Annotated in this window: 21 protein-coding genes and 1 riboswitch; of the genes, 11 read left to right on the top strand and 10 right to left on the bottom strand. The window is 72.8% G+C overall.

Going from position 1 to position 25,664, the window contains the following annotated elements; all coding sequences use genetic code 11:
- Positions 1-56: 56 nt before the first annotated feature.
- Both OG286_RS08195 and OG286_RS08190 read right to left on the bottom strand, forming a co-directional pair.
- Positions 57-932: a TetR/AcrR family transcriptional regulator gene (locus OG286_RS08195; protein ID WP_396320102.1), complete on the bottom strand. Its 876-nt coding sequence runs from the start codon at positions 930-932 to the stop codon at positions 57-59.
- Between the two features lie 23 nt (positions 933-955).
- Complete coding sequence (locus tag OG286_RS08190) at positions 956-1,462, bottom strand: NUDIX hydrolase (protein WP_396320103.1); 507 nt, start codon at positions 1,460-1,462, stop codon at positions 956-958.
- Positions 1,463-1,523: 61 nt separating this feature from the next.
- Here OG286_RS08190 and OG286_RS08185 point away from each other — a divergent pair, with 61 nt between their 5' ends.
- The gene (locus OG286_RS08185) at positions 1,524-2,777 is read left to right on the top strand and encodes a serine hydrolase domain-containing protein (protein WP_405362521.1); all 1,254 of its coding nucleotides are present in this window, start codon (positions 1,524-1,526) and stop codon (positions 2,775-2,777) included.
- 89 nt (positions 2,778-2,866) lie between these two features.
- Here the strand turns inward: OG286_RS08185 and OG286_RS08180 are convergent, their stop codons facing one another.
- On the bottom strand, positions 2,867-3,190 hold the full coding sequence (locus OG286_RS08180) for a nuclear transport factor 2 family protein (protein ID WP_396320105.1): 324 nt from the start codon (positions 3,188-3,190) through the stop codon (positions 2,867-2,869).
- A gap of 149 nt (positions 3,191-3,339) precedes the next feature.
- Here OG286_RS08180 and OG286_RS08175 point away from each other — a divergent pair, with 149 nt between their 5' ends.
- The gene (locus OG286_RS08175) at positions 3,340-3,768 is read left to right on the top strand and encodes a DUF6325 family protein (protein WP_396320106.1); all 429 of its coding nucleotides are present in this window, start codon (positions 3,340-3,342) and stop codon (positions 3,766-3,768) included.
- A 133-nt stretch (positions 3,769-3,901) separates the two neighbouring features.
- Here the strand turns inward: OG286_RS08175 and OG286_RS08170 are convergent, their stop codons facing one another.
- Together OG286_RS08170 and OG286_RS08165 are read right to left on the bottom strand one after the other, a co-directional pair.
- Positions 3,902-5,425 (bottom strand): aldehyde dehydrogenase family protein, encoded by a 1,524-nt coding sequence (locus tag OG286_RS08170; RefSeq protein ID WP_396320107.1) that lies wholly within the window; start codon positions 5,423-5,425, stop codon positions 3,902-3,904.
- A gap of 412 nt (positions 5,426-5,837) precedes the next feature.
- A complete protein-coding gene (locus OG286_RS08165) occupies positions 5,838-6,785 on the bottom strand; it encodes a terpene cyclase (protein WP_396320108.1) in 948 nt (315 codons plus the stop codon).
- A 297-nt stretch (positions 6,786-7,082) separates the two neighbouring features.
- On the opposite strand from OG286_RS08165, the gene OG286_RS08160 reads away from it, so the two are divergent.
- Positions 7,083-10,178 carry an ATP-binding protein gene (locus OG286_RS08160; RefSeq protein ID WP_396320109.1) on the top strand — a complete coding sequence of 1,032 codons (3,096 nt, stop codon included), beginning with the start codon at positions 7,083-7,085 and terminating at the stop codon, positions 10,176-10,178.
- A 161-nt stretch (positions 10,179-10,339) separates the two neighbouring features.
- On the top strand, positions 10,340-11,422 hold the full coding sequence (locus tag OG286_RS08155) for an aldose epimerase family protein (RefSeq protein ID WP_396320110.1): 1,083 nt from the start codon (positions 10,340-10,342) through the stop codon (positions 11,420-11,422).
- On the opposite strand, the gene OG286_RS08150 is transcribed toward OG286_RS08155, so the two are convergent.
- Positions 11,415-11,978, bottom strand: a complete 564-nt coding sequence (locus OG286_RS08150; protein WP_405362524.1) for a GNAT family N-acetyltransferase — start codon at positions 11,976-11,978, stop codon at positions 11,415-11,417. The genes OG286_RS08155 and OG286_RS08150 overlap by 8 nt on opposite strands.
- 308 nt (positions 11,979-12,286) lie before the next feature.
- On the opposite strand from OG286_RS08150, the gene OG286_RS08145 reads away from it, so the two are divergent.
- The 5 genes from OG286_RS08145 to OG286_RS08125 all read left to right on the top strand — a co-directional run bounded on the left by OG286_RS08145 (position 12,287) and on the right by OG286_RS08125 (position 18,408).
- Positions 12,287-13,564: an extracellular solute-binding protein gene (locus OG286_RS08145; protein ID WP_396320112.1), complete on the top strand. Its 1,278-nt coding sequence runs from the start codon at positions 12,287-12,289 to the stop codon at positions 13,562-13,564.
- A gap of 111 nt (positions 13,565-13,675) precedes the next feature.
- A complete protein-coding gene (locus OG286_RS08140) occupies positions 13,676-14,680 on the top strand; it encodes a carbohydrate ABC transporter permease (protein ID WP_396320113.1) in 1,005 nt (334 codons plus the stop codon).
- A gap of 43 nt (positions 14,681-14,723) precedes the next feature.
- Positions 14,724-15,629, top strand: coding sequence for a sugar ABC transporter permease (locus OG286_RS08135; RefSeq protein WP_396320114.1), 906 nt, complete (start codon positions 14,724-14,726; stop codon positions 15,627-15,629).
- Between the two features lie 33 nt (positions 15,630-15,662).
- Positions 15,663-17,363 (top strand): glycoside hydrolase family 13 protein, encoded by a 1,701-nt coding sequence (locus OG286_RS08130; protein WP_396320115.1) that lies wholly within the window; start codon positions 15,663-15,665, stop codon positions 17,361-17,363.
- Between the two features lie 25 nt (positions 17,364-17,388).
- Complete coding sequence (locus OG286_RS08125; protein WP_396320116.1) at positions 17,389-18,408, top strand: LacI family DNA-binding transcriptional regulator; 1,020 nt, start codon at positions 17,389-17,391, stop codon at positions 18,406-18,408.
- Between the two features lie 59 nt (positions 18,409-18,467).
- On the opposite strand, the gene OG286_RS08120 is transcribed toward OG286_RS08125, so the two are convergent.
- On the bottom strand, positions 18,468-18,668 hold the full coding sequence (locus tag OG286_RS08120) for a hypothetical protein (protein WP_396320117.1): 201 nt from the start codon (positions 18,666-18,668) through the stop codon (positions 18,468-18,470).
- Between the two features lie 232 nt (positions 18,669-18,900).
- On the bottom strand, positions 18,901-20,199 hold the full coding sequence (locus tag OG286_RS08115) for a transglycosylase family protein (protein ID WP_396320118.1): 1,299 nt from the start codon (positions 20,197-20,199) through the stop codon (positions 18,901-18,903).
- A riboswitch (cyclic di-AMP (ydaO/yuaA leader) is annotated at positions 20,186-20,346 on the bottom strand. It overlaps the preceding gene by 14 nt.
- A gap of 377 nt (positions 20,347-20,723) precedes the next feature.
- On the opposite strand from OG286_RS08115, the gene OG286_RS08110 reads away from it, so the two are divergent.
- Positions 20,724-22,841 (top strand): hypothetical protein, encoded by a 2,118-nt coding sequence (locus tag OG286_RS08110; RefSeq protein ID WP_405364942.1) that lies wholly within the window; start codon positions 20,724-20,726, stop codon positions 22,839-22,841.
- 78 nt (positions 22,842-22,919) lie between these two features.
- On the opposite strand, the gene OG286_RS08105 is transcribed toward OG286_RS08110, so the two are convergent.
- The gene (locus OG286_RS08105; protein ID WP_396320120.1) at positions 22,920-23,831 is read right to left on the bottom strand and encodes a sirohydrochlorin chelatase; all 912 of its coding nucleotides are present in this window, start codon (positions 23,829-23,831) and stop codon (positions 22,920-22,922) included.
- Positions 23,832-24,345: 514 nt separating this feature from the next.
- Between OG286_RS08105 and OG286_RS08100 the strand changes: the two genes are divergently transcribed.
- Positions 24,346-24,591 (top strand): DUF397 domain-containing protein, encoded by a 246-nt coding sequence (locus tag OG286_RS08100; protein ID WP_396320121.1) that lies wholly within the window; start codon positions 24,346-24,348, stop codon positions 24,589-24,591.
- A 223-nt stretch (positions 24,592-24,814) separates the two neighbouring features.
- Here OG286_RS08100 and OG286_RS08095 read toward each other — a convergent pair whose 3' ends face one another.
- Positions 24,815-25,345, bottom strand: coding sequence for an ATP-binding protein (locus OG286_RS08095; protein ID WP_396320122.1), 531 nt, complete (start codon positions 25,343-25,345; stop codon positions 24,815-24,817).
- Positions 25,346-25,664: the final 319 nt, after the last annotated feature.

The raw sequence follows: 25,664 nt of genomic DNA, 5'->3' as shown, positions 1-25,664 counted from the left end.
TATCAGAGGCCGAGGTCGGGGCAGAACCGGCGGCCATGCGCAGGGCCCGCCGGCCGTCAGTTCGCGGGCCCGGCCGCCAGCTCGGCGACGGCGTCCGCGAGGCCGGGGACGGTGAACAGGGCGGCGAGGTCGCGCACCAGCCGCCCGGTCGGGCCGTCGGGGCGCTCCCCGGCGAAGAACCCGGCGAGTTCGGCGGCCAGCGCGGGCTCCCGGGCGGCGGTCAGGGTCAGTGCGGCCACGAACTCCTGGACCAGGTGGAGCTGGAGCTCCTCCAGCGGCACCGAGCGCTCGGCCAGCCACTCCAGGGAGGTGATCTCGGCGTTGGCGATCCAGGCGCGCACGGTGAGCCGCAGGCCCGGGCTGGGCGAGGGAACGGCCAGGTGGGCCAGGATCTGGTCGGCCGCGGCCCGCCGGACCTCGTCGATCACCGCGGACGTCCCGGCGCTGGCCGCCACCGAGCCGCCGCGCAGCAGCGCCGCGAAGCCGGGGCCGTGGCTCTGCACGAAGTCCAGGTAGCGGCCCATCACCCGGTGCAGCCGCTCGGAGAGCGGGCCCTCGGCGGGCTCCTCGAACCGGCCGGCCAGCTCCTGGCCGGCCCTGCGCAGCGACTCCTCGTACAGCGCCTGCTTGCCCGGGAAGTAGTGGTAGACCAGGGGCCGGGAGGCGCCGGCGGCGGCCGCGATGTCGTCGATCGACACCTCCTCGGGCGGGCGGCGGCTGAACAGCTCCAGTGCGACGGCGATCAACTGCTCGCGCCGCTCGTCGACGCTGAGCCGCCGGCGGGGCTTCTCGGCGGCCTTTCCGGCACCCTTTCCCGCACTCGTGGCGGCGCCCTTCTCGGTGCCCTTGCCGGTAGCCGGCCCGGCGTCGGGGCCGGGGCTCCGGCGGGTGCGCGCGGACGTGGGCGACGCCGACGGCGTACGGGAGGCCATGCGCGCCACCCTATCCGGCCGCGCTACCCGCGCAGTTCCTGGTAGCGGCGGTACGCCTCCAGCCCGTCGGGGACGAACTCGTCGCGGGCCAGCCGCTCGTCCAGCTCCGCCGGGGTGAGCCAGGCGTGCCAGGCGACCTCCGACTCCTGCGGTGACACCGGGCCGTCCCACTCCGCCTCGTACAGGTCGCACCACCAGGAGAGGCCCTCCTGGCGGAACAGGAACTTGAACAGCGGCCGGGGCTCGATCCCCCGCACGCCGAGCTCCTCCTCGGCCTCCCGGACGGCGGCGCTCGCGTACGTCTCGCCGGCGCCGACCACGCCGCCGACGAACATGTCGTGCATGCCCGGGGCGAACAGCTTGGTGTCGGTACGCCGGTGGACGAAGATCCGCCCGGCCGGGTCGCGGACCAGGATGAAGACGCAGCGGTGCGTCAGCCCGTCCCGGTACACCTCCCCGCGCGGGGCGGTCCCGATCACCCGGTCGTGCTCGTCGACGACGTCCAGCAGCTCTTCGGCAGGGTTGGTCATGACGGACAGGTTAGGGTTTCCGGGCCCGGTCCGAACGGTTCGAACGCGGGACACTGGACCAATGTCGGACGAGTCTGGGCGGCGCGCGGTGGTGGAGATCTGGGGCGAGACGGCCGAGGGCTTCGAGCCGGTACGGGACGCCTTCGCCCGCAACTTCGACGAGTACGGCGAGCTGGGCGCGGCCTTCGCGCTGTACGTGCGCGGGCGCAAGGTGGTCGACCTGTGGGGCGGCGACGCCCGGCCGGAGGTCGGCGGACGGCCCGCGCCGGCCGTGCCGTGGACGGCCGACACCGCGCAGGTGCTGCGCTCCGTCACCAAGGGTCTGACCGCCACCACCGCGCTGCTGCTGGCCGACCGCGGACAGCTCGACCTGGACGCCCCGGTCGCCTCGTACTGGCCGGAGTTCAAGGCCGCCGGCAAGGACCGGGTGCCGGTGAGCTGGCTGCTCTCGCACCAGACCGGCGTGCCCGCACTGGACGTGCCGCTGCGGCTGGAGGACGTGCTGACCTGGGAGCCGGCGGCCGCTGCCGTCGCCGCCCAGGCGCCCGCCTGGGAGCCGGGCACCGCGCACGGCTACCACCCGTACACCTTCGGCTGGCTGGTCGGCGAGGTGGTCCGGCGGGTGAGCGGGCGCACCGTCGGCCAGTACTTCGCCGAGGAGATCGCCCGGCCGCTCGGCCTCGACCTGTGGATCGGGCTGCCGGCCGGCGCCGCGCCGCGGGTCGGCAGGCTGGTCGACCTGCCCGCGCCGGAGGCCGCCCGGACCGGGCCGAGCGGGCTGCGGCTGCGCCCCAAGCAGTCGGTCCGGGACGCCTACCAGGACCCGGCCTCGCTGACCGCCCGGGCCTTCGCCTCGGTGCGGCCCGGGGTGGACCTCAACGACCCCGCGGTGCAGGCCGCGGAGATCCCCGGGGCGGGGGGGATCGGCACCGCCCGCTCGCTGGCCCGGTTCTACGCGGCGCTGGTCGGCGCGGCCGACCGGCACGGTTCCGGGGCGGGCGAGGCCCTGCCGCCGCTGCTCGGTGCGGAGGTGCTGACGCGCGCGGCCGGGCCGGTGGTGAGCGGGCCGGACCGGGTGCTGATCGTCAACTCGACGTTCGGCCTCGGCTTCTTCCGGCACGGCCCGACCGCGCTGATGGCCTCGCCGGCGAGCTTCGGCCACCCGGGCCGGGGCGGCTCGCTCGGCTTCGCCGACCCGGACCTCGGGCTGGGCTTCGGTTACGTCACCAACGGCATGCAGCCCGGGGTGACGGGCGACATCCGCTCGCGGAACCTGATTCGCGCGGTGCGCGGCTGCCTCGGGCTGCCCGCCTAGGGCTCGGGCTCGCCGGCCCGGCCCGGGCCGGGCCGGCGTCGGGCAGAGCCGTGCCGCGTGAGGCCTGCCGGTGTCAGGCAGGGCTGGCGTCAGGCCTGGCCGGTCTCGAAGCGCGAGATCTTCCCGTTGTCGACGACGAAGCGCCAGGCGGTGCGCATCTCACCCCAGGTGTCGTTGCTGTAGTTGGCGACCAGCGCGTGCCCGCCGTCGGACTCGGACTGGACGTCCATGCGGCCGCGGCTGGAGAAGATCTCCCGCTCCGTCCAGTCGTCGATGTCCCGGTCGGATCCGTCGTCGGACATGGTCGCGCCCGGGGCGAGCAGCGCCTGGAAGGCGGCCCGGTTGCCGGCGTTGACCGCGGCGACGAAGGAGCGGACGGTCGGGTCGGACAGTTTGGCGATGGCGATGGTCATGGGGTCTCCCAGGGGGACGACGGGTATGGACTTCCTGTTTATTGCGTCGCCCGGGCGTGTCCGGGAATGTCGGCGGCGAGTCGGATATTTTCCAAATTCGTGTGCTTAGATCCGGCTATGGGTGATTTGCACGGAGAAGGGAGGCGCGTATGGGGCCGGCCGAACTGCTCGTCCTGACGTTCCCGCAGCAGACCATCACCGTGGAGGCGGCCACCGCACTGGGCAAGATGCGCACCGCGGGCGACATCCGCGTGATCGACTCCCTCGTGGTGACACGGCACCCGGAGGGCGAGGCGACCTACGGCGAACTCGCCGACTTCGCGCACCTGTGCGGTGTCGTCCCGGACGGGAACGCCGTACTGCCGCTGATCGGGTCGGAGGACGCCCAGGAGGCGGCGGAGCTGTTGGCGCCGGGGACGGTGGCGCTGCTGGTGCTGATCGAACACGTCTGGGCGCAGGAGGCCGCCGAGGCACTGCGCGCGGTCGGGGGGCGGATCGCCTCGGGCGTCCGTATCCCGCCGGAGCACATCGACGAGGCCGTCCGCGCAGCCCAGGCGCACCGCGCGGCCGGGAAGTGAGGACGCCATGTTCCGACCGGACCACGGGGAGTGGTGGCGGAGTGGGAAGTCGGCCGGTCCGACTTCCCACTCCGCGTTCTCGGGCGCCGGCCTCACCGGGTGAGGCCGGACACCCCACGCTCCCGGGGGTGGCCTAGAAGAAGCCGAGGGCGTCGGGGGAGTAGCTGACCAGCAGGTTCTTGGTCTGCTGGTAGTGCTCCAGTACCGCCTTGTGGTTCTCCCGGCCGATGCCGGAGTTCTTGTAACCGCCGAATGCCGCATGCGCCGGGTAGGCGTGGTAGCAGTTGGTCCAGACCCGGCCCGCCTGGATGGCCCGCCCGGCCCGGTACGCGGTGCTGCCGTCCCTGGTCCAGACGCCCGCGCCCAGGCCGTACAGGGTGTCGTTGGCGAGCGCGATGCCGTCGTCGAAGTCCTCGAAGCGGGTGACCGAGACGACCGGGCCGAAGATCTCCTCCTGGAAGATCCGCATGCTGTTGACGCCCTCGAACACGGTGGGCGTCACGTAGTAGCCGCCGGCGAGCGACCCGCCGAGGTCGGCGCGTTCGCCGCCGGCCAGCACCTTGGCTCCCTCGGCCTGCCCGATCTCGATGTAGGCGAGGATCTTCTTCAGTTGGTCGTCGCTGGCCTGGGCGCCGACCTGGGTCTCGGTGTCCAGCGGGTTGCCCTGACGCATCGACCGCACCCGCTCCAGGCCGTCGGCCAGCAGCCGGTCGTAGACCGCGGACTGGATCAGTGCCCGGCTCGGGCAGGTACAGACCTCGCCCTGGTTGAGGGCGAACATCGCGAAGCCCTCCAGCGCCTTGTCGTAGAAGGCGTCCTGCTCGGCCGCGACGTCGGCGAAGAACAGGTTGGGGCTCTTGCCGCCGAGCTCCAGCGAGACCGGGATCAGGTTGGCGCTGGCGTACTGGGAGATCAGCCGGCCGGTGGTGGTCTCGCCGGTGAAGGCGATCTTGCGGATCCGGCTGCTGGAGGCCAGCGGGCGGCCGGCCTCCAGTCCGTAGCCGTTGACCACGTTGACGACGCCGGGCGGCAGCAGGTCGGCGATCAGCTCGACCAGCACCAGGATCGACGCCGGGGTCTGCTCGGCGGGCTTGAGCACCACCGCGTTGCCGGCGGCCAGGGCCGGGGCGAGCTTCCAGACCGCCATCAGGATCGGGAAGTTCCACGGGATGATCTGGCCGACCACGCCCAGCGGCTCGTGGAAGTGGTACGCCACGGTGTCCTCGTCCAGCTGGGAGAGGCCGCCCTCCTGGGCGCGCAGCGCGCCGGCGAAGTAGCGCAGGTGGTCGACGGCGAGCGGCAGGTCGGCGGCCAGCGTCTCGCGCACCGGCTTGCCGTTCTCCCAGCTCTCCGCGACGGCCAGCGCCTCCAGGTTCGCCTCCACCCGGTCCGCGATCCGCAGCAGCACCTGGGCGCGTTCGGCGGGCGGGGTGCGGCCCCAGGCCGGCGCGGCGGCGTGGGCGGCGTCGAGCGCGGCCTCGATGTCCTCGGCGGTGCCGCGGGCGACCTCGGTGAAGACCTCGCCGGTGACCGGGCTGGGGTCCTCGAAGTACTCGCCGCGGACCGGAGGAGTCCACCGGCCGCCTATCCAGTGCTCGTACCGCGAACGGTAGGTGACGATGGATCCGGGGCTGCCGGGGGGCTGGTAGACCGTCATGTTCTGGGTGCCTCCTCGTTGTCGGGGCACCGCCGCGGCACGCGGGCCGGGCGGTGCGCCGGACCGCGGACGGGTGGCCCGGCGGCCCGGCGGAGGGAACGGACACGCACATGGGCCGGGCGCCGCCGGGGCGCCCCGCCGGTTGGCACCCTAGCCGTGGACGGCCGCTTCGGCTACGGTCCGTACTGCAGCCGTCCACGGAGGGTGCGGTGTTCCGGCCGTTTTCCGCCGCCGGGCTCACGTGGGCCGGGCGCGCCCGGAGGTGCCCCGGGCAGGCCCCGGACGTGCCCGGAGGTGCTTGGGGTGGGCCTGGACGTGCCCGGAGGTGCTTGGGGTGGGCCTGGACGCGCCCAGCTGTGTCCCTGGCAGGCCCGGGTGGGGGCCGGGCGGGCCGAGCCGGGCCCGGGCGGGTTCAGGCGGCGAGGTAACGGCCGGTCCGGGACTCCCAGTTGAGGTATCCGGCGAGCCAGGTGACCAGGCCGTCGGCGTAGCGCTGGGCGACGGCCCGTTCGACCCGCGCCAGGCCCAGCTCCCGGTGGACGTCGGGGAGCCGGTCGTACAGCTCGCGGCAGCGCTCGACCATCAGCTGGGCCTCGTCCATCACCACCGCGCAGGCCTCCTCGGCCGAGCAGTGGCGCTCCCGTTGCACGATCATCACCAGGTTGTTGACGTCTCCGCGCGGTTCCTCCAGAGGGAACGAGCGGACGTCGTTGCTGAGCGAGGGGATGTCGGCGGCGAGCTGGCGGATCTGGCGGAGCACCGGGTGGTGGAGGACGGCGGCGGGCACCTCGTAGTGGCCGAGGCGCTCCACCATGTCGAAGATGGTCTCCATCGCGGCGGTGCCCCGGCGCAGGGCCAGGTAGCCGTCGCGGTCCGGCGGCCGCTCGGAGATCCGGCCGGCGGCCTCGGCGGGGTGGCTGGCCAGGTACCACTCCCAGTTGTAGGCGGCGCGCGCCTGCCAGCGTGCGGGCATGCCGCGCACGCTGCGGTCCCAGAGGTCCGCGAAGGCGGTCTCGACGGCGGAGCCCGGGTCGGGGCGGGCGCCGTGGAGGACGGCGATGAGCCGTTCGCAGATCGGGGCCACCTCGGCGGGCCGGCGGCCGAGGGGGCCGTCGAACTGGTCGTCGAAGAGGAAGTAGAAGCCCATCAGGTCGGCGGCCAGGGCGAGTTCGTCCGGCCCGGAGTCGGGGTAGCCGAGGGCGGCGAGGTCCACCACGTCCCAGTGCGCGTAGGAGGGGTGCGCGGGGTCGGGGAGCAGCGGGTGCCGGGTCAGCCACTCGCGGTGCAGTTCGGTGGCATACGGCCCGTGGGGACTGCGACGGTGCGGGAACGGAATCTGAAGTGAGGTGTCGTCAGACATCGGACTCCCGGTGCGGCGGAGGGTGGGGGCGCTGGTGGTGCTGGTGCTGGTGCTGGGCGTGGGGGAGTTGGGGGCGGGACTCGACAGCGTGGATCGCAAATGGCAAGATCAACTAGCCTGGAGGGCCGTAGAGTATCCGATGCAATGATCGGACGTTAGGGATATAGGGCAATTGCCCTTGGCAAGCGGTCCGAACCCTCAATCTCCGTCCCAGCCTGGGCGAACACCGAACAGCACGCCCCCCGCGGCGCTAATCTCGGCTCCACGAGCAGGGTACGGCGAGGCGGAGGCACGACGGTGACCGAGCAGGGACACGAACTTCGGGCGGGGGCGGGTACCGGAGGGCGGGAGTCGGACGCCGCACCGAGCCGGGTCAGGCTGCGCGACCGCGATGCCGAACTCCGGTCGGCCGAGGCCGCGGTGGAGAAGCTCTGCCGCGAATTCGCCGCCGGCGGCACCGAGATCGGCGAGCTGCTCACCTTCTCCGGCCGGCCCGGCATCGGCAAGACCAGCCTGCTGCACGAGGTCCGCCGGATCGCCAAGCTCCGCGAGGGCGCCACCGTCCTGTTCGCCCGCGGCGGCGAGCGCCAGTCCAACGAGCCGTACCACGTCCTGCGCCAGCTGCTCCAGCCCGTCCTCGGCGGCCTCGCCCCGTCCGAGTTCCGGCAGGTCATGGGCACCTGGGAGGAGGTCGTCGGTCCGGCCATGGGCCTCAAGCAGCCGAAGGCCGGTGCCCGCCGGCTCGACCCGCAGGGCGTGCGCGACGGCCTCGACTACGTCCTCACCCAGCTCGCCCCGCGCCGGGCGCCGCTGGTGATGATCGTCGACGACCTGCACTGGTCCGACCTCGAATCGCTCGCCTGGCTCTCCCAGTTCGCCCTCCGCGCCAGCGAACTGCCCGTCCTGCTGGTCTTCGCCTACCGGGACGACATCGCGGACTGGCAGCCCGAGGCCCAGGAGCACCAGGCCGCCGTCACCGCGCTCGCCACCCGCCGGCACGAACTCGGCCGGCTCACCCTGGTCTCCGTCACCGACATGGTCCGCGCCGAGCTCGGCGACAAGGCCGAGGACGCCTTCTGCTACGAGTTCTGGAACGTCGTCAGCGGCAACCCCTTCGAGGCCGTCGCCCTCCTGGGCCAGGTCCGTGACCAGCAGCTCGACCCGGTCGAGGAGAACTCCCAGCAGCTGCGCGAACTCGCCGTCGACGCCACCGGGACCACCCTCACCGGCTGGCTGGAGCGGCTCGGCGCCAGCACCCTGCGGTTCGCCTGGGCCTGCGCCATGCTCGGCACCGACATCCGGCCCGACCTCGCCGCCCGGATCTCCACCCAGACCCCCGAGGGCTCCCGCGAGTCCATCAAGCAACTGCGCAAGCAGCGCGTCCTCACCCAGACGCCCAACGGGAACCTCGAGTTCGTCCACCCGCTGATCGGCAGCTCGATCTACAACACGATGAAGGAGTCCACCCGGACCGGCATGCACGGCGTGGCCGCCGCCGAGATCGAGAACGCCGGGCTCGGCCTGCTCGCCGCCTCCCGCCACCTGGTCGAGACCTTCCCCGGAGAGGGTGACGACCGCACCGTCCGCAAGCTGCGCCGCGCGGCGAGCGAGCACCTCCTGATCGGCGCCCCGGAGGCCGCCCAGCGCTGCCTGCACCGCGCCCTCGCCGAGCCGCCGGACGACGACATCCGCGCCGAGGTGCTCTACGAGCTGGGCTGCTCCGCACTGCTGACCGACCCGATGGCCACCGTCAACCAGCTGAAGCTCGCGCTCGACCCCGAGGAGGGGCCGCTGCGCCCCTCGCTCCGCGTCGACGCCACCTTCCGGCTCTCCGAGGTGCTGGCGCACAGCGGCCAGCTCGGCGAGGCCGCGCGGGTCTGCCAGGAGGAGGCCGAGCAGACGGTCGACGATCCGGCCGGGCGGCTGCGGCTGGAGGCCGCCTCGTTCATGTGGCACGCCTACCGCAAGTCCGAGGAGGACGGGCCGGCCCGCTCCGCGCGGCTGGGCGCGCTCTGCCGCAGCCTCACCGGCCGCGAGGCCGCCGACCGGGCCGTCCTCGCGCTGCGCGCCTGGGACCTCACCCTGCGCGGCGAGTCCTCCGCCGAGGTGCTGCGCCACGCGGACCAGGTCCTCGACCAGGGCCGGCTGCCCAAGGGCCTCGGCTGGACCGACAACACCTGGGGCTTCGAACTGCCCGCCACGCTCGGCCTCGCCTACACCTACAGCGACCGCATCGCCCAGGCCGAGCGGCTCTTCGGCGACGCCATCGTCCAGTTCGAGATCGCCGGCTGGAGCGGTGCCCACCGAGGGTTCGCGTACTTCCTGATGGGCCTGGCCCGGTTCCGGCGCGGTCTGCTCGCCGAGGCGGAGGACTTCCTGCGCCGGGCCCTGCGGCTCTCCGAGCGGATCGGCCCCAAGCTGCCGCTCGCCTGGGACGCGGTCGGCGTCCTGGTGGACACCCTGATCGCCCGCGGCCGCATCGACGAGGCCTGGGACGTCGCGATCGGCTTCGGGTTCGGTCCGCCCTACCACGCCACCGCGATGGTGCTGCCCGACGCGGCCTCGCTCTACGGCAAGCTGCTGCTCGCCAAGGGGCGCAAGGCCGGGGCCGCCGCCGCGCTCACCGAGGCCGGCGCCCAGCTGGACGCCCGCGGCTGGCACAACACGGTCTGGGCGCCCTGGGCCGGCCACCTCGCCATTGCGCTCGCCGAGGACGAGCCCGAGCGCGCCCGCGCGTACGCCCAGCGCTCCGTCCGGGACGCCCGCCGGTTCGGCACCGCCTCGGCCATCGGCACCGCGCTGCGGCTGCACGCCGAGATCGAGGACGGCCAGCAGGCGGTCGAGCTGCTGGAGGAGGCCGTGCGCCACCTCGGGCAGTCGCCCGCCGGCTACGAGCACGCCGTCGCCCTGGTGGACCTCGGGGCCGCGCTGCGCCGGGTCGGCCGGCTGGAGGACGCCCAGGAGTTCCTCTACCAGGGCATCGAGCTGGCCCAGCACTGCGCCGCCGACGGCCTGGTCGACCGGGCCCGCCGCGAGCTGGCCAACTACGGCCTGCGGCCCAACCGCCTCGGCGACGTCCGGGAGATGCTCAGCCAGCCCGAGTGGGACGTCGCCCGGCTCGCGGTCCGGGGTGTGCCGCCGCAGCGGATCGCCGAGGAGCTGGGCGTCCACCTCAGCCTGGTCAGCCGTCGGCTCGCGGCCGTGTACCGCAAGGCGGGCAGCGGCCCGGACGGCCTCGCCTCGGCGCTCGGCCTGCCGCCCGAGCAGCGCGACGGTACGCCGGAGCGGCGCGAGGGCCAGACGCAGAGGCGTGAGGGCGCGGCGGAGCCGCAGGGTGGAACGGCGGAGCGGCCCGAAGGCACGCCGGAGCAGCGTGACGGTACGTCGGAGTAACGGCGGCCTTTTCGAGGGGCCGGCGGACGGCGGCGCGCGGGGCGGCGGGAGCGCCCGCGCCGCTGCCCCGCTGACTACGCTGGCCCACGGGGCCGCGAGCCCCGGACGGACCCGGTACCAGGGGGTCGCGGTGTGCCGCGGCCGCCAGTGAGGAGCAGGCCATGGCGACGCCCCCGGCGAACGGGTCGCAGGAGACCAGCGTGCGGCGCGAACCCCTCGAACCCTCGGGCGCGGGCGCCGCGATCGAGCGCTGGACGCTGCGGGCCGGCCCGTACGAGGCGAGCGTGCTCACCCTCGGCGCCACCCTGCACACCCTCATCGCCCCCGACCGCGCCGGCCGGCCCGCGCAGCTGCTGCTCGCCGGCGACCGGCTCGCCGAGATCCTCGGCCCGGCCCGGCACTACGGCACGGTGGTCGGCCGCTACGCCAACCGCATCGACGCCAGCAAGGTGACCATCGACGGCGAGGAGCACCCGCTCGCCCCGACCGGCGGCGGCGTCACCCTGCACGGCGGCCCGGACGGCTTCGCGCACCGGATGTGGGAGGCCCAGCCGCTGCCCGACGGCGTCCGGCTGCACCTGCACAGCCCGGACGGCGACCAGGGCTTCCCCGGTGCGCTCGACGTGACCGTCGACTACACGCTGAGCGCCGCCGGCGAGCTGGTGATCGATTACCGCGCGACCACCAGCAAGCCGACCGTCCTCAACCTCACCAACCACGCGTACTTCAACCTCGCCGGCGAGGGAAGCGGCGACATCCTCGGCCACCTGCTGACCCTGGACGCCGACGAGTACACCCCCGCCGACCACCGGCAGATCCCGTACGGGCGGACGGAGCCGGTGGCCGGCACGCCGTTCGACTTCACCACCGCGCGGCCGATCGGCAAGTCGGTGCACGACGAGCACCCGCAGCTGACCGGGCCCGGCGGCTACGACCACAACTGGGTGCTCCGCCCGCGCCCGGCCGACGGCACCCCGGCCCGGGCGGCGCTGCTGGAGGACCCGGCCAGCGGCCGCACCCTGGAGGTGCTGACCACCGAGCCGGGCGTGCAGGTCTACACCGCCAACAAGTTCCAGGGTGCGGTGACCGGCGCGAGCGGTGTGCCGTACGGGCCGTTCGCGGGGATCGCGCTGGAGACCCAGCACTTCCCCGACTCGCCGCACCACCCGGCCTTCCCGAGTACCGAGCTGCGCCCGGGCGGGGAGTTCCGCTCGACCACCGTGCTGCGGCTGGGGATCAGCTAGGTCCTGTCCGGCCGACCATTCGACGCGCGCCCGGCAAGACCGGCGGGACGCCCTCACCGAGCTCCCTGCGCATGCAGAGCCGGGGCCAGCGGTCGAGCCCGTGCTCGGCCTCGCGGCGGCGGATCTCCCGCAGGCCGGGGGTGACCTCGGCGCCGTCGAGCGGCCGGAAGCCGAAGCGGGCGTAGTAGGGGGCGTTCCAGGGGACGTCGGCGAAGGTGGTGAGGGTGAGGGCGGGCGCGTCGGTGCCCGCCGCCAGGTGCTCGATCAGCGCCCGGCCGATGCCGCGGCGAGCGTGGCCGGGGTGGACGGAGACCTGCTCGATGTGGAGCGCGCCGTCCACCGGCTCGGCCAGCAGGTAGCCGACGGGCGCGCCGCCGTCCTCGGCCAGGGCGACCAGCACGGTGCCCTCGTCCAGGTAGTGCGCCAGCTCGTCGACGGTGGGCGGGTCGTCCTCGGCGATCTCCGGCATCCCGATGGTGGCGTACGGTGCCCCGGCGGCCCGTTCCAGCTCGCCCAGCAGCGGCAGTTCTTCCCTGGTGGCGACTCTGATGCGCATGGGGACCAGTCTGCTGCAAGACATTTCCGCAACGCAGCGTATTAATGGCGGGGGTCTATACCGGGGTGAACCGGACAAACCGCAGCGGAAGCGCCGCCTGTGAACTACCGTGCGGCCACGTCCAGGACACGCGGGCGTAACGATCCCCATTTCTTGCAGAAACTTGCTGCAAGGACTTTCGGTGATGATTGCGCCGCTGTTAACTTCCTTCCGAGCCCGACGGCAGCAACGGTGCGGTCGGCACGAGGCAGCCATTATGCGCCTGTCTCACAACATCTCGGGCACCCCCACCCTCCCAAGGAGTTCTCATGCGGCGTGGCATCGCGGCCTCTGCCCTCGTTGTGGCCCTCGCGGTCTCGATGGCTGCCTGTGGCAGCAGCGGCTCCAGCTCGGACGGCAAGGCCGACGGGCCGGTCACCCTCACCTACTGGGACACGTCGAACGCCACCAACGAGGCCCCGAACTACCAGGCTCTCGTCAAGAAGTTCGAAGAGGCCAACCCGAACGTCAAGGTCGACTTCGTCAACGTGCCGTTCGACCAGGCGCAGAACAAGCTTCAGACCGCCATGGGGGCCAAGGGCGCTCCGGACGTGTTCCGCTCCGAGGTCGGCTGGACCGCCGCCTTCGCCAAGGCCGGCTACCTGGAGCCGCTGGACGGCACCGCGGCCGCCGCCGACGCCGGCGCCTTCCAGCCCAGCCTCGTCCAGCAGGCCAAGTACGAGGGCAAGCTCTACGGCGTCCCGCTGGTCACCGACACCCTGGGCCTGCTCTACAACAAGGAGCTCTTCACCAAGGCCGGCATCACCGCCGCCCCCAAGACCTGGGACGAGCTGAAGACCGCCGCGGCCGCCGTCAAGGAGAAGGCCGGCGTGGACGGCTTCTGGCTGAAGGCCGCCGACGGCTACTACGCGATGCCGTTCCTGTTCGGCGAGGGCACCGACACCGTCGACGCCGCCGGCAAGAAGATCACCGTCACCTCGCCCGAGGCCGTCAAGGGCATCGAGACGTACAAGACGATGTTCACCTCGCCGGGCACCGCCAAGGCCGACGTCACCACCGACGCCTACGCGCACATGATGGACGCCTTCAACAGCGGCAAGGTCGCGGCGATCATCCAGGGCCCCTGGGAGATCACCAACATCTACAAGGGCACCGCGTTCGCCGACAAGAACAACCTCGGCATCGCCCCCGTCCCGGCCGGCTCCGCGGGCAAGGCCGGCGCCCCCACCGGCGGCCACAACATCTCCGTCTACGCGGGTTCGGACAAGGCCCACAAGGCCGCGGCCGAGAAGTTCGCCGCCTTCATGACCTCTGCCGAGAGCGAGTCGTTCATCGCGCAGAAGAACTCCACCCTGCCGACCCGCGCCGACGCCTTCACCCCCGAGGTCAAGGCCGACCCCGGCATCGCCGGCTTCCAGGCCGTGCTCACCAGCGCCCGGCCCCGCCCCGAACTGCCCGAGTACAGCTCGCTGTTCGCCTCGCTGGGCACCAACCTCGGCAAGGTGGTCCAGGGCACCGGCACCCAGGACGGCCTGAACACCGTCGCCACCGACTACGCCAAGCTCCTCCCGGGCTTCGCGAAGTAGTACCCCTGAAGCCGTCCGGCCCGCCGCCACCTCCCCGGCGGGCCGGACGGCCGGATCCGTAGCAGCAGTCGCCGTAGCGAGGCGGCGGACCTCCCCGAGAAGGTGTCGAACATGTCAGTCGCCGTGCAGGGCGCCACCGGCCAGGGCAGCCGGGAGCGCGATCCGCGTCCGGGCCTGATGGAGCGCCTCAAGCGCTCGTACGCCAAGCACTGGTACGCCTACGCGATGATCGCGCCGGTCGTGCTGGTGCTCGGCGCACTGGTGCTCTACCCGCTCGCCGAGGGCATCTGGCTTACCCTCACCGACGCCAACAGTCTCAACGCCGCCCGCAAGATCGGTGTCAACGAGATCCCGGCCAGCTACCACTTCGTCGGCTTCGACAACTACGCCGACATCCTCTGGGGCCCGGGTTCGTACGACCGCTTCTGGTCGCACTTCGTCTGGACCATCGCCTGGACGGCGCTCTGCGTCTGCCTGCACTACACCATCGGCCTCGGCCTCGCCCTGCTGCTCAACCAGAAGCTGCGCGGCCGCGCGGTCTACCGCATGCTGCTCATCCTGCCCTGGGCCGTGCCGACCTTCGTCACCGTCTTCTCCTGGCGCCTGATGCTCGCCGACGGCGGCGCCGTCAACGGTCTGCTCTCCGCCCTGCACCTGCCCGAACCCGGCTGGCTGGACGACCCGCTGGCGCAGAAGGCCGCCGCGATCCTGGTCAACACCTGGGTCGGCGTGCCGTTCATGATGATCTCGCTGCTCGGCGGCCTGCAGTCGATCCCGGCCGAGCTGTACGAGGCCGCCGAGATGGACGGCGCCACCGCCTGGCAGCGGTTCCGCCACGTCACCCTGCCGGGGCTGCGCACCGTCTCCTCCACCGTGGTGCTGCTCGGCGTGATCTGGACGTTCAACCAGTTCGCCGTCATCTTCCTGCTGTTCGGCGCCAACGGCGCGCCCGACGCCCAGCTGCTGGTCACCTGGGCCTACCGGCTCGGCTTCGGCCAGCAGCCCCGGGACTACGCGCAGTCCGCCGCGTACGGCGTGATCCTGCTGTCCATCCTCATCGTCTTCACCTCCTTCTACCGGCGCTGGCTCGCCCGCAACGAGCAGGCCAACGGCTGACGCCGACCGGTAACCAAGCGACTCACGAAGGCAGGTAACCCCGATGAGCACCACCACCGAACGACCCACCGTCCTCGCCGCCCCGGCGGCGGCCGCCAAGCAGGTCAAGTCCCGTCGTCGCGGTGAGTCCAGCCCGCTCGGCAAGGCGCTGGCCCACGGCACCCTGATCCTGGCCAGCCTGATCGCGCTGTTCCCGGTGGTCTGGATCCTCTACGTCTCGCTCGGCCCGGACAAGACGGACTACCTCCACCCCGGCGAGATCCTCGACAAGATGACCTTGTCGAACTACCACACGGTGCTGTTCGACACCGACTTCTTCACCTGGTTCGGCAACGCGTTCCTGGTCTCCGGCGTGACCACGGTGTTCGGCGTGCTCATCGCCGCCACCACCGGCTACGCCGTCTCCCGGATGCGCTTCCCCGGTCACAAGCCGCTGATGTGGTCGCTGCTGGTCACGCAGATGTTCCCGATCGCGGTACTGATCGTGCCGATGTACACGATCCTCTCCGAGCTCGGCCTGCTGGACAGCTACGCCGGCCTGATCCTGGTCTACTCGACGACCACCGTGCCGTACTGCGCCTGGCTGCTGAAGGGCTACTTCGACACCATCCCGGTGGAGATCGACGAGGCCGGCCGGGTCGACGGGCTCACCCCGATCGGCACCTTCTGGCGGCTGGTGCTGCCGCTCGCCCGTCCGGGTCTGGCGGTCGCCGCGTTCTACTCCTTCCTGACCGCCTGGGCCGAGGTGGCCTTCGCCTCCACCTTCATGCTCAGCTCCGACAAGTACACCCTGGCCGTCGGCCTGCAGACCTTCGTCAGCGAACACGACGCCCAGTGGAACCTGATGGCGGCGACCGCAGTGCTGATCGCGATCCCGTCCTCGGTTCTCTTCTACCTGGTGCAGCGTCACCTGGTCACCGGCCTGACCGCCGGTGCCTCCAAGTCCTGACCTGCCGCTCTCTAGTCCCAAGGGATACCGTCCATGACCCAGAACCTGGCCGACACCTCCCGGCCCGCCGCCGACGCCACCGCTCACAAGGCCAGCGCCGGAGCGTCCAGAGGCTGGTGGCGGGACGCGGTCATCTACCAGGTGTACCCGCGCAGCTTCGCCGACTCCAACGGTGACGGCATGGGTGACCTGCCCGGCATCCGCAGCCGCCTGCCCTACCTGCGCGACCTCGGCGTGGACGCCGTCTGGCTGTCGCCGTTCTACGCCTCGCCGCAGGCCGACGCCGGCTACGACGTGGCCGACTACCGCGCGGTGGACCCGATGTTCGGCAACCTGATGGACGCCGACGGGCTGATCCGCGACGCCCACGCGCTGGGCCTGCGGATCATCGTGGACCTCGTCCCCAACCACTCCTCCGACCAGCACGAGTGGTTCCAGCGTGCCCTGCGCGAGGGTCCTGCGTCCCCTCTGCGCGAGCGCTACCACTTCCGTCCGGGCAAGGGCGAGAACGGCGAACTGCCGCCCAACGACTGGGAGTCCATCTTCGGCGGCCCGGCCTGGACCCGCTCGCAGAACCCGGACGGCACCCCCGGCGACTGGTACCTGCACCTGTTCGCCCCCGAGCAGCCCGACTTCAACTGGGAGAGCCCGGCCGTCGCCGACGAGTTCCGCTCGATCCTGCGGTTCTGGCTGGACATGGGCGTCGACGGCTTCCGGATCGACGTCGCGCACGGCATGGTGAAGGCCCCCGGCCTGCCCGACCTCGGCGGCGCCGACCAGCTCAAGCTGCTCGGCAACGACGTCATGCCGTTCTTCGACCAGGACGGCGTGCACGAGATCTACCGCAGCTGGCGCAAGATCCTCGACGAGTACCCGGGCCAGCGGATCGGAGTCGCCGAGGCGTGGACCCCGACCGTCCAGCGCACCGCCAACTACGTGCGTCCCGACGAGCTGCACCAGGCCTTCAACTTCCAGTACCTGGGCACCTCCTGGGACGCCGCCGAGCTGCGCGAGGTGATCGACGTCTCGCTCGACTCGATGCGCCCGGTCGACGCCCCCACCACCTGGGTGCTCTCCAACCACGACGTCACCCGGCACGCCACCCGGTTCGCCAACCCGCCCGGCCTCGGCACCCAGATCCGCACCGCCGGCAACCGCGAACTCGGCCTGCGCCGGGCCCGCGCCGCCACCCTGCTGATGCTCGCGCTGCCCGGCTCCGCCTACGTCTACCAGGGCGAGGAGCTCGGCCTGCCGGACGTCACCGACCTGCCCGACGAGGTCCGCCAGGACCCGTCGTTCTTCCGTCAGGCCGGCCAGGACGGGTACCGCGACGGCTGCCGCGTCCCGATCCCGTGGTCCGGCACCGAGGCCCCGTACGGCTTCGGCCCGGTGGCCGGCGGCCCGAGCTGGCTGCCGCAGCCCGCTGAGTGGGCGCAGCTCAGCGTCGAGGCGCAGACCGGCGATCCGACGTCCACGCTGGAGCTGTACCGCAGCGCGCTGGCCGTCCGCCGCGCGCAGGCCGACCTCGGCGCCGGCACCGGCGTGGAGTGGCTGGACAGCCCCGAGGGCACCCTGATGTTCCGCCGCGGCTCCTTCGTCTGCACCGTGAACACCACCGCCGAGCCGGTCCGGATACCGGCCCCCGGCCGCCTGTTGCTCTCCTCCACGGACGCCGTGGTGGACGCCGGCGAGACGGTGCTCGCTCCGGACAGCACCGACTGGTGGGCGGTCTGACGTGGTTGCAATAGGCTCTGGGACCGTGACTACGGCGCGACTATCAGACATCGCGGCGCAGGCGGGGGTCAGCGAAGCCACCGTCTCCCGCGTACTCAACGGCAAGGCGAACGTCTCCGCCACCACCCGGCAGACCGTGCTGGCGGCGCTGGACGTGCTCGGCTACGAGCGGCCGACCCGGCTGCGCCAGCGCAGTGCGGGCCTGATCGGGCTTATCACGCCGGAGCTGAGCAACCCGATCTTCCCCGCGCTCGCGCAGGTGATCGAGCAGGTGCTGAGCCGGCACGGCTTCACGCCGGTGCTCTGCACCCAGACGCCCGGCGGCTCCACCGAGGACGAACTGGTGGAGATGCTCGTCGACCGGGGCGTGGCGGGCATCGTCTTCGTCTCCGGCCTGCACGCGGACACCACCGCCGACCACGACCGGTACGCCCGGCTGACCGGCCGGCAGGTGCCGTTCGTACTGATCAACGGCTTCAGCGAGAAGATCGACGCGCCGTTCATCTCGCCGGACGACCGGGCCGCGATGTGGATGGCCGTCCAGCACCTGACCGAACTCGGCCACGAGCGGATCGGCCTGGCCGTCGGGCAGCGCCGGTACGTGCCGGTGCTGCGGAAGATCGAGGGCTTCACGGCGGCCATGCGCGAGGTGCTCGGCAAGACGCAGGAGGAGGCCGAGGCGCTCGTCCACCACACGCTGTTCAGCGTGGAGGGCGGGCATGCGGCGGCCGGCGCGCTGCTCGACAAGGGCTGCACGGCGATCGTCTGCGGCAGCGACATGATGGCGCTCGGCGCGATCCGCGCGGTGCGCCAGCGCGGGCTCCTGGTGCCGCACGACGTCTCGGTGGTCGGCTTCGACGACTCGCCGTTGATAGCGTTCACCGAGCCGCCGCTGACCACCATCCGCCAGCCGGTCGAGGCGATGGCCACCGCGGCCGTCGACGCCCTGCTGGAGGAGGTGGGCGGGGACGCCGCCCAGCGCGGGGAGTTCATGTTCCAGCCGGAGCTGGTGATGCGCGGCTCCACGGGCGCCGGCGCCCGCTGAAGGACAACGACCGGGGCCCGGAGAGCGGATTGCTCTCCGGGCCCCGGTCGTTGCGTTGTTCAGCCGTCCTGGGCGATCGGGCGGTCCGGGCTCACCCGCCGGTCGTCGGCGGCGTCGCCGGTCCGGGTCTCCGTGCGCCGGCCCCGGGCCAGGTAGTCGCGCAGGACCAGCTCGACGGCGTCCTGCGGGTTCTTGGTACCGGCGAGCATCATCACGTCGATGGCGAGATTGGCGTCGAGCGTGACGGTGATCTGGGCCATGGAGACTCCTTCTCGGGTGCGAAGCAGCAGCATGCCCGCTGCGCGCCGATTCCACCACGGTCTTCGCCACCCCGCTCGCCGCCGTCGGCGGGCAGGCCCGGGGCGTGTCCGACGATTCGCGTCGCACGCCCGGCGGGAACGGTCGGACACGGCGCAGCCCCCGGGGAGGAGCGACCGGACTCTCCCCGGGGGCTGCGGCGTACCGGTGCGGCTCGGGAGCCGCACCTGCGGGTCAGACCCGGCCGGCGAAGTCCGGGGCCCAGTTGGCGATGGTCTGGGTGCGCACGCCCGAGCTCGGGTTGGCGGCCTCGACGTACTTGCCGTCGCCGATGTAGAGCGCGACGTGGTACACGCCGGAGTCCTGGCCGTTGTTGGACCAGAACAGCAGGTCGCCCGGCTTGAGGGCGTCCAGCGAGACGTGGGTGGAGGCGGCGGCCTGGTCGGCGGCGACGCGCGGCACGGAGATGCCCGCGGCGCGCAGCGCGGCCTGGGTCAGGCCGGAGCAGTCCCAGCCGCCGTTGCCGGTGCCGCCGTAGACGTACGCCTGACCGACCTTCGACTCGGCGAAGGCGACCGCGGCGGCCATGCTGCCGGTGGCGGCCTGCGCGGGCGCCTGGGTGCCGGCCTGGGCGGCCGGGGCCTGCGCGGCCGGGGCCTGCGCGGCCGGCTTGGCGGCGGTGGTGCCGGCGGCGGCCTGGCCGGAGTTGCCGGAGGAGCGGTTGAACCAGTCGAAGTTCTTGCCGGACTCGTCCGAGGCCTGGTCCTTGGCGCGGTCACCGAAGGTCAGGTGCTGGCCCGGGTAGATGACGTGCGGGCCGTCGGTCAGGGTGGAGCGGTTGAGCTCGTACAGCCGCTCCCAGCCGCCCTGGACGTGGTTCTTGTCGGCGATCGAGGCGAGCCAGTCGCCGGCGACCACGGTGTAGTCGTTGGAGGCGGCCTTGTCCTGCCACTTCTGCGACCAGTTGTGGCCGCCCTGCGGCTTGGCGGAGTCGGTGGAGGCCGGGGCCTGGTCGGCCTTCGGCGCGGCCGGCTTGGCGGCGGCCTGGGGCTGCGCCTGGGCGGCCGGCTTGGCGGCCGGGGCCGGGGTCTGCGCGGCGGGCTTGGCGGCGGTGGTGGTGTCGACGGCGGCGGGGGTGCCGCCCTTGGTCAGACCGGCCTGGACGGAGCAGACGGGCCAGGCGCCGGGGCCCTGGACGGCGAGCACCTTCTCGGCGATCGCGATCTGCTGGTCCTTGGTGGCGAGGTCGGCGCGGGCCGCGTACGCGGTGCCACCGAACGCGGCCCAGGTGCTGTTGGTGAACTGGAGGCCGCCGTAGAAGCCGTTGCCGGTGTTGATGCTCCAGTTGCCGGTGCTCTCGCACTGGGCGACCTTGTCCCAGGTGGCGACGGAGGCGGCGGAGGCGGTGCCGGTGGTCAGGCAGGGGACGGTGAGGCCGATGCCGACGACGCCGAGGGTGGCGATCGCGCGACGGGTACGGCCGGACAGGCGGGTGCCGTTGGTGGGCAGCATGAAGATGCGGTCCTCTCCCACGCCTGCGAGGTGAGCTGTCGGATTCGGGCTGGAGTTGCCCGGCCGCGCTGTGGACGCGGCTTCACCCCTAGCCCTGAACCGGTACGCGGACCGGTCCGGGGCGACTTACCTGTGGTTCCCCCGCTCCTGCCGTGGTGCGTTTCTGCGCTGCCAGCGCACCCGACGGCAGGACTCGGCGTTGCGGATGAGCTGGGTCCGTGTGGCCACGAACGGGGAGCACGTTAAGCAGACTTAAGTTCAAACCGCAAACATGTGTGATGCTCGTCACGGTTTGCGGAACGCGCGCCGTATGGCTGTCCATCATGATCAGAAATGACCGTTTTCGCGCAACGCCCGTCGGGGTCAACGCAACTGCCTATGCTTCAGAGGGTCAGGACTGACGCGGCCGTCTGGGGGAGGGCTACGCAACGATGGCCATGGACGAGGAGCCGGACGCCGGTCGGCCGGCGGAAGAGCGTCGCCGGGTGTACCGCGGGGCAAAACGGCGCAGACCGGACATCCCGCCCGCTGGCCCCCGAACTCCCGTGCGCCGCCGGACGATGCTGCGCTGGCTCGCCGTCGGCACGGTGTTCGCGGCGGTCAGCGGCGAGGAGATCCTGCGCCGCTCGCTGGGCGGCCCGGAGGCGGCGGGGACGCACCCGGACGGGACGGGCCCGGGCACGGTGGGGACGGACCCGGACGCGGCAGGGATGGACCACGGGGCGCCGCCTCCCGCCGGCACCCCGGACGGCACCCCCGCCGCACCCGGGCAGCCCGCCGCGGTGCCCACCGTCGACCAGGGCGGCCGCCGCTGGTCCGACCCGGCCGGCTGGGGCGGCAGGACACCAGGCCCGCAGAGCGCCGTCCGGATCACCGACAAGGTGCTGCTCGACACCGACGCCACCGTTGCCTCGCTGCTGGTCGAGCCGTCGGGCACGCTCACCTTCGCCGCCGACCGCACCGTCACCCTCGCCTCGGCGGGCAACGTGGAGGTCCGCGGCATCCTCGCCCTCGCCCCCGACGGCGCCGCCGTGCACACCCTGCGCTTCCCGGCCGTCGACGAGAAGCGGTTCCAGGGCGACGGCATGAAGGTGGTCGACACCGACGTCGGCCTCTGGGTCACCGGCGCCGGGTACCTGCGGCTGGACGGCGCCGCCAGGACGGCCTGGGTCCGCGCCGCCGGCGAGCTGCGGGCCGGCGACACCAGCGTCACCCTGGCCGCCCCGCCCGCCGGTTGGCAGCCCGGCGACGAACTCGCCGTCACCCCGACCGGCCCGCCGGACGAGGACGGCTTCTCCACCCGCTACGACCTCGTCCCCGTCCGGTCCGTCAGCGGATCCACCGTCACCCTGGGGGCACCGCTGAAGTACGCCCACCCGCGGGTGTCGGCCGGAGGGGGCGTCACGGTCGGTGCGGAGGTGCTCAACCTGACCCGCAGCGTCCGGGTCGAGGGCAGCGCCGCGGGCCGGGCGCACGTCCACGTCACCAGCTCCCGCCGGGCGGACGTCCGGCACGCCGCCCTGCGCTGGGTCGGCCCGCGCGCCGAGACCAAGGAGACCTGGAAGGGACCGGACGGCGCCGCGCCGGTCACCGCCCCCGTCCTCGGCCGGTACGGGCTCCACTTCCACCTGCTCGGCGACGCCGCCCGCGGCACCGTGGTCGAGGGCGTGGTGGTCCGCGACGCCGGCAACCACGCGTACGTCCCGCACGCCAGCCACGGCATCACCTTCCGCAGCTGCATCAGCCACGACACCTGGGAGGACGCCTACTGGTGGGACGGCCCGCTGGACACCCGCACCCCGCAGCGGCCGTCGGACGACATCGTCTACGAGTCCTGCGTCGCCTCCCGCACCGTGCTGGAGCCCAATCCGCGCGCCTACCGGCTGACCGGCTTCAACCTGGGCGCCGGGACCGGCGGCAAGGCGCTGGACTGCGTGGCCGTCGGCGTCCAGGGCGCCAACGGGGCGTCCGGCTTCGAGTGGCCGGAGAACAGCGAGGGGGTCTGGACCTTCCAGCGCTGCCTGGCCCACAACAACCTTCAGGACGGCATCTTCGTCTGGCTGAACGCCCAGCACCATCACGTGGTCACCGAGTTCGCGGCCTACCACAACGGCGGCTGGGGCATCGAGCACGGCGCCTACCTGAACGACTTCGACTACACCGCGAGCGTGCTGCACGGCAACGCCGCCGGGGGAGTGCTGCTGCACTCGCTCGGCCGGGAGAAGGGCAGTCTGTTCGACGGGCTGCTGATCGACGCCGCCGGACGGAGCGACTTCGCGGTCGCCACCGCGCATCACGAACTCGCCGGGGAGTCCGTCACCTTCAGCCGCAGCCGGTTCACCGGCTACCGGCGGGCCGGGGTCGCCTTCCGGGCCACCCCCGACGGCAAGCCGGACGACATCCTGGTGCTGGACTGCGAGTTCGGCGGCAACGAGCTCTGGGTCGACCCGGAGTCCGGGCCGCCCCGGAACATCCTGCTGCGCCGGGCCGGACAGTCCGAGGTGCTCCAGGTGCGCAAGGCGGACGGCGGCGGCACCGCAGAGCCGCAATGGAACGCGAGCACCGCGCCGGTGGCCGACTTCGCCGTGCAGTCCCGGCCCGTGCAACTGCCCGCCCTGCGCCTCCGGGACGCCGCCGCGCCCACCGCCCGGGTGGGCGGCTGACCTGACGGGCGGGACGGCCGAAGAGGCCCGGAACGGCTGCGTTCCGGGCCCCCTCGTACGGACTGTTGCCGCGGGCCGTTACTGGGCGGCGTGCCGCCCGCCACCCTCCTCGGCAGCGGCCTCCTCGGCCGTCGCCTCGGGGTCGGCGGCCGGCAGTACCGCCAGGTAGGTGGAGGCGATCAGCTGGCCCACCGTCGGGTACGCGCCCAGCGGCGCGGCCGACGGGCAACCGGTCTCCTCGGCGGCCGTGGCGAGCAGTTCGGAGTCCGCCTCCGGGCCGATCACCAGCGGGGCCAGCGCCGGGTTCTGGGAGCCCATCTCCCGGAGGTGGGCGACGGCCGCGGCCACCGAGCCGGGCAGGTCGAGCGCGGCGGGCACGACCGGCACGGCCAGGCGGGCCGCCAGCAGCATGCCGGTGATCCCGGCGGCGTCCGCCGCCTCCTGGCCGCCGACGGTGGTGAGTACCACGCCGTCCGCGGCGGTCGCGATGGCGAACAGCCGGGCACGGTCGGCGCGGGCCAGCCCGGCCTCGGAGAGCCGGACGTGGACGGCCTCGGCCAGCAGCGGGTGCGGGCCCAGCACGTCGGTCACGTGGGCGCCGTACTCGGCGGCGAGTGCGTGCAGGTCGGAGAGGAACCCGTGCGGACCGGGGAGCAGAGGCACCACGACCGGAGCGGACAGGCCCGCCTGGGCGGCGTGCGCCAGCAGTTCGGCGACGGTGTGCTCGTTGCCGGCGGAGTCGCCCTCGCTCACGTCGCCCGGGAGGTAGCCGGCCGCCGTCTGCACGCCGTTCTGCTCGCTGCGCACGATCGAGAGCAGTTCCTCGACGACGGAACGGGACTCGGGGCCGGCGGTCGCGGGCACCGCGAGCACCAGGGCCGGGGACCCGGCCGGGATCTCGGGGCGCTCGGGGCGGCGGTGGCGCCCCCGCGCACGGGAGCCTGGGGTGCGGACGGGCAGTGGCGCGCCCGGGATGGCTGCGGTGCTCATGGCGGAGATCGTAGGACATCCGGGCGCCCGGCCTGCAGTCGGCTGCCGAACCGGGACGGGCGGCTTGCCCGAAAAACGGACATACGCTGCCGAATCCCCGCGTGGCCACGGACATCTTCCTAGACGTGCTTGACGGGCCCCCGCGTTGCACCCCCGGCGCGTGAGATGTCTCACAGGCCGCGAGGCGTCTGACGGAGGGTCACGGGGGCGCGACTCCCGGCGTTCGAAGATCAACATTCAGCGGGGAGCCGCCTACGGGCGGTTATCGGCGGCTTGCCGATTCAGTCGGCTATGTCCGCTTACGTGCCGTCAGGTGGCGGGGTCGTGAAGAGTTGCAGTTTGGTGGCGAACGGCCCGTGCACCTGCAACGTCCCGTGCTGATGCACGTGCACTGGAGCTATCATCACGTCAAGTGAGGCGTTGTGCCGGGCCGGTACGGGGCCGGCCCAGCCGTTCGGCTGTGTGCCGGGGCGCCGAGCTGGACGGCCACTCCGGAGCTCTTCGGGAGATTTCTATGCACAACACGTACGACGTGTACAACGGGATGGCGGCTGCGGACCTCGAGGACGTGGTCTGGCAGAAGAGCCTGCACAGCAACTCTCAGGGCAACTGCGTCGAGTTCGCCGCCCTCCCGGGGGGCGAGGTGGCGATGCGCAACTCGCGCTTCCCGGACGGTCCGGCGCTGATCTACACCCGGGCGGAGATCGCGGCGCTGCTGCTGGGCGCCAAGGACGGGGAGTTCGACCACCTGGCGGTCTGACCGGCCGCCGCCTTCGCCATCGGGGGGCCGTCGTGGGTGCTGACACCGCGACGGCCTTTGTCTTGTGCGCGTCCTCGCCGGCTCACGCCGCCGCCCGGTGCGAGCCGTGAAGGGCGATGCGTGAGGCCTGACGCGCGCCCGGGGTGAATGTGGTCCCACCCCAGGGCCTGCGGGCCGGCCGGCAGGCCGGGCTGGTCGGTGCACCGGCCCGGGCGTCCTCCTGCTAGGCCGAGCGGCGGTGCCGGCCGCCGAGTTCGGGGATGGCGTCCGCCGCACTCTCCTCCGCCTCGAACATCGCCCAGACCACCTTGCCGCCGCCCAGCGGGTGCCAGCCCCAGGAGCGGCTGAAGGAGTCCACCAGGTGGAGTCCGCGGCCCGACTCGGCGACGAAGTCCGCCTCCCGGGCCACCGGGCCCGTGCTGCTGGGGTCGCTGACCGCACAGACCACCTGCGGTGCGCGGTGCACCAGGCTTATTCGGATCGGCAGCCGCCCGTCGGTCGTGGGCCGGCCGGAGAAGTCGAAGTCGTCGGACGCGTTGCACGCCGAACCGGGGTGCGCGCCGATCGCGTGCCGCAGGGCATTGGTCACCAGCTCCGAGGCCACCAGCGCGACATCGTCGAACAGCTCGCCCAGGCCCCAGCGCTGAAGAGCGGTTCTGGCGAAGTCGCGCGCGGTTCTGACGGCTTCGTAGCGAGGGGCGAGCGTACAGGTGACCACATGGGGATCGACTGCCAAGGCCGTACCGGTGCTCATGAAGAGCTCCTCCCATAAGGGGGCGGACACGGCTGGACCCGCCGGGGTCATGCCGGTCACCTCCGACTCGCTCGGCCGCACGGCCGCCCCCTCGACCAGGCGCGCGCGCACGAACGCCCGGTGGCGCGGGGGCGCTGCCGGGCTGGTGCACGGAGTCGCGCGTGGGGTCGACGCGGAGCCCGCGGGATTGCCAGGGATGTGCAGGTGCACGTGCACCATGGTCCTCTGCGCTCACTGCAGATGCAAGAGTCGATTCACGTGCAGTCGTTCAAATGGCATATGCAAGCGCCGAATGCACGTGCATCCTGGTGCGAGGGGT

This window comes from Kitasatospora sp. NBC_00039 (assembly GCF_045160625.1).
Classification (GTDB): Bacteria; Actinomycetota; Actinomycetes; order Streptomycetales; family Streptomycetaceae; genus Kitasatospora.
Note: the sequence above shows the minus strand (reverse complement) of the source record. Positions and strands in the feature narration are given on the sequence as shown.

Coding starts and splice junctions, on each gene's coding strand:
- OG286_RS08195 (WP_396320102.1), bottom strand. CDS start 932: ATGGCCTCCCGTACGCCGTCGGCGTCGCCCACGTCCGCGCGCACCCGC.
- OG286_RS08190 (WP_396320103.1), bottom strand. CDS start 1,462: ATGACCAACCCTGCCGAAGAGCTGCTGGACGTCGTCGACGAGCACGAC.
- OG286_RS08185 (WP_405362521.1), top strand. CDS start 1,524: ATGTCGGACGAGTCTGGGCGGCGCGCGGTGGTGGAGATCTGGGGCGAG.
- OG286_RS08180 (WP_396320105.1), bottom strand. CDS start 3,190: ATGACCATCGCCATCGCCAAACTGTCCGACCCGACCGTCCGCTCCTTC.
- OG286_RS08175 (WP_396320106.1), top strand. CDS start 3,340: ATGGGGCCGGCCGAACTGCTCGTCCTGACGTTCCCGCAGCAGACCATC.
- OG286_RS08170 (WP_396320107.1), bottom strand. CDS start 5,425: ATGACGGTCTACCAGCCCCCCGGCAGCCCCGGATCCATCGTCACCTAC.
- OG286_RS08165 (WP_396320108.1), bottom strand. CDS start 6,785: ATGTCTGACGACACCTCACTTCAGATTCCGTTCCCGCACCGTCGCAGT.
- OG286_RS08155 (WP_396320110.1), top strand. CDS start 10,340: ATGGCGACGCCCCCGGCGAACGGGTCGCAGGAGACCAGCGTGCGGCGC.
- OG286_RS08150 (WP_405362524.1), bottom strand. CDS start 11,978: ATGCGCATCAGAGTCGCCACCAGGGAAGAACTGCCGCTGCTGGGCGAG.
- OG286_RS08145 (WP_396320112.1), top strand. CDS start 12,287: ATGCGGCGTGGCATCGCGGCCTCTGCCCTCGTTGTGGCCCTCGCGGTC.
- OG286_RS08140 (WP_396320113.1), top strand. CDS start 13,676: ATGTCAGTCGCCGTGCAGGGCGCCACCGGCCAGGGCAGCCGGGAGCGC.
- OG286_RS08135 (WP_396320114.1), top strand. CDS start 14,724: ATGAGCACCACCACCGAACGACCCACCGTCCTCGCCGCCCCGGCGGCG.
- OG286_RS08130 (WP_396320115.1), top strand. CDS start 15,663: ATGACCCAGAACCTGGCCGACACCTCCCGGCCCGCCGCCGACGCCACC.
- OG286_RS08120 (WP_396320117.1), bottom strand. CDS start 18,668: ATGGCCCAGATCACCGTCACGCTCGACGCCAATCTCGCCATCGACGTG.
- OG286_RS08105 (WP_396320120.1), bottom strand. CDS start 23,831: ATGAGCACCGCAGCCATCCCGGGCGCGCCACTGCCCGTCCGCACCCCA.
- OG286_RS08100 (WP_396320121.1), top strand. CDS start 24,346: ATGCACAACACGTACGACGTGTACAACGGGATGGCGGCTGCGGACCTC.
- OG286_RS08095 (WP_396320122.1), bottom strand. CDS start 25,345: ATGAGCACCGGTACGGCCTTGGCAGTCGATCCCCATGTGGTCACCTGT.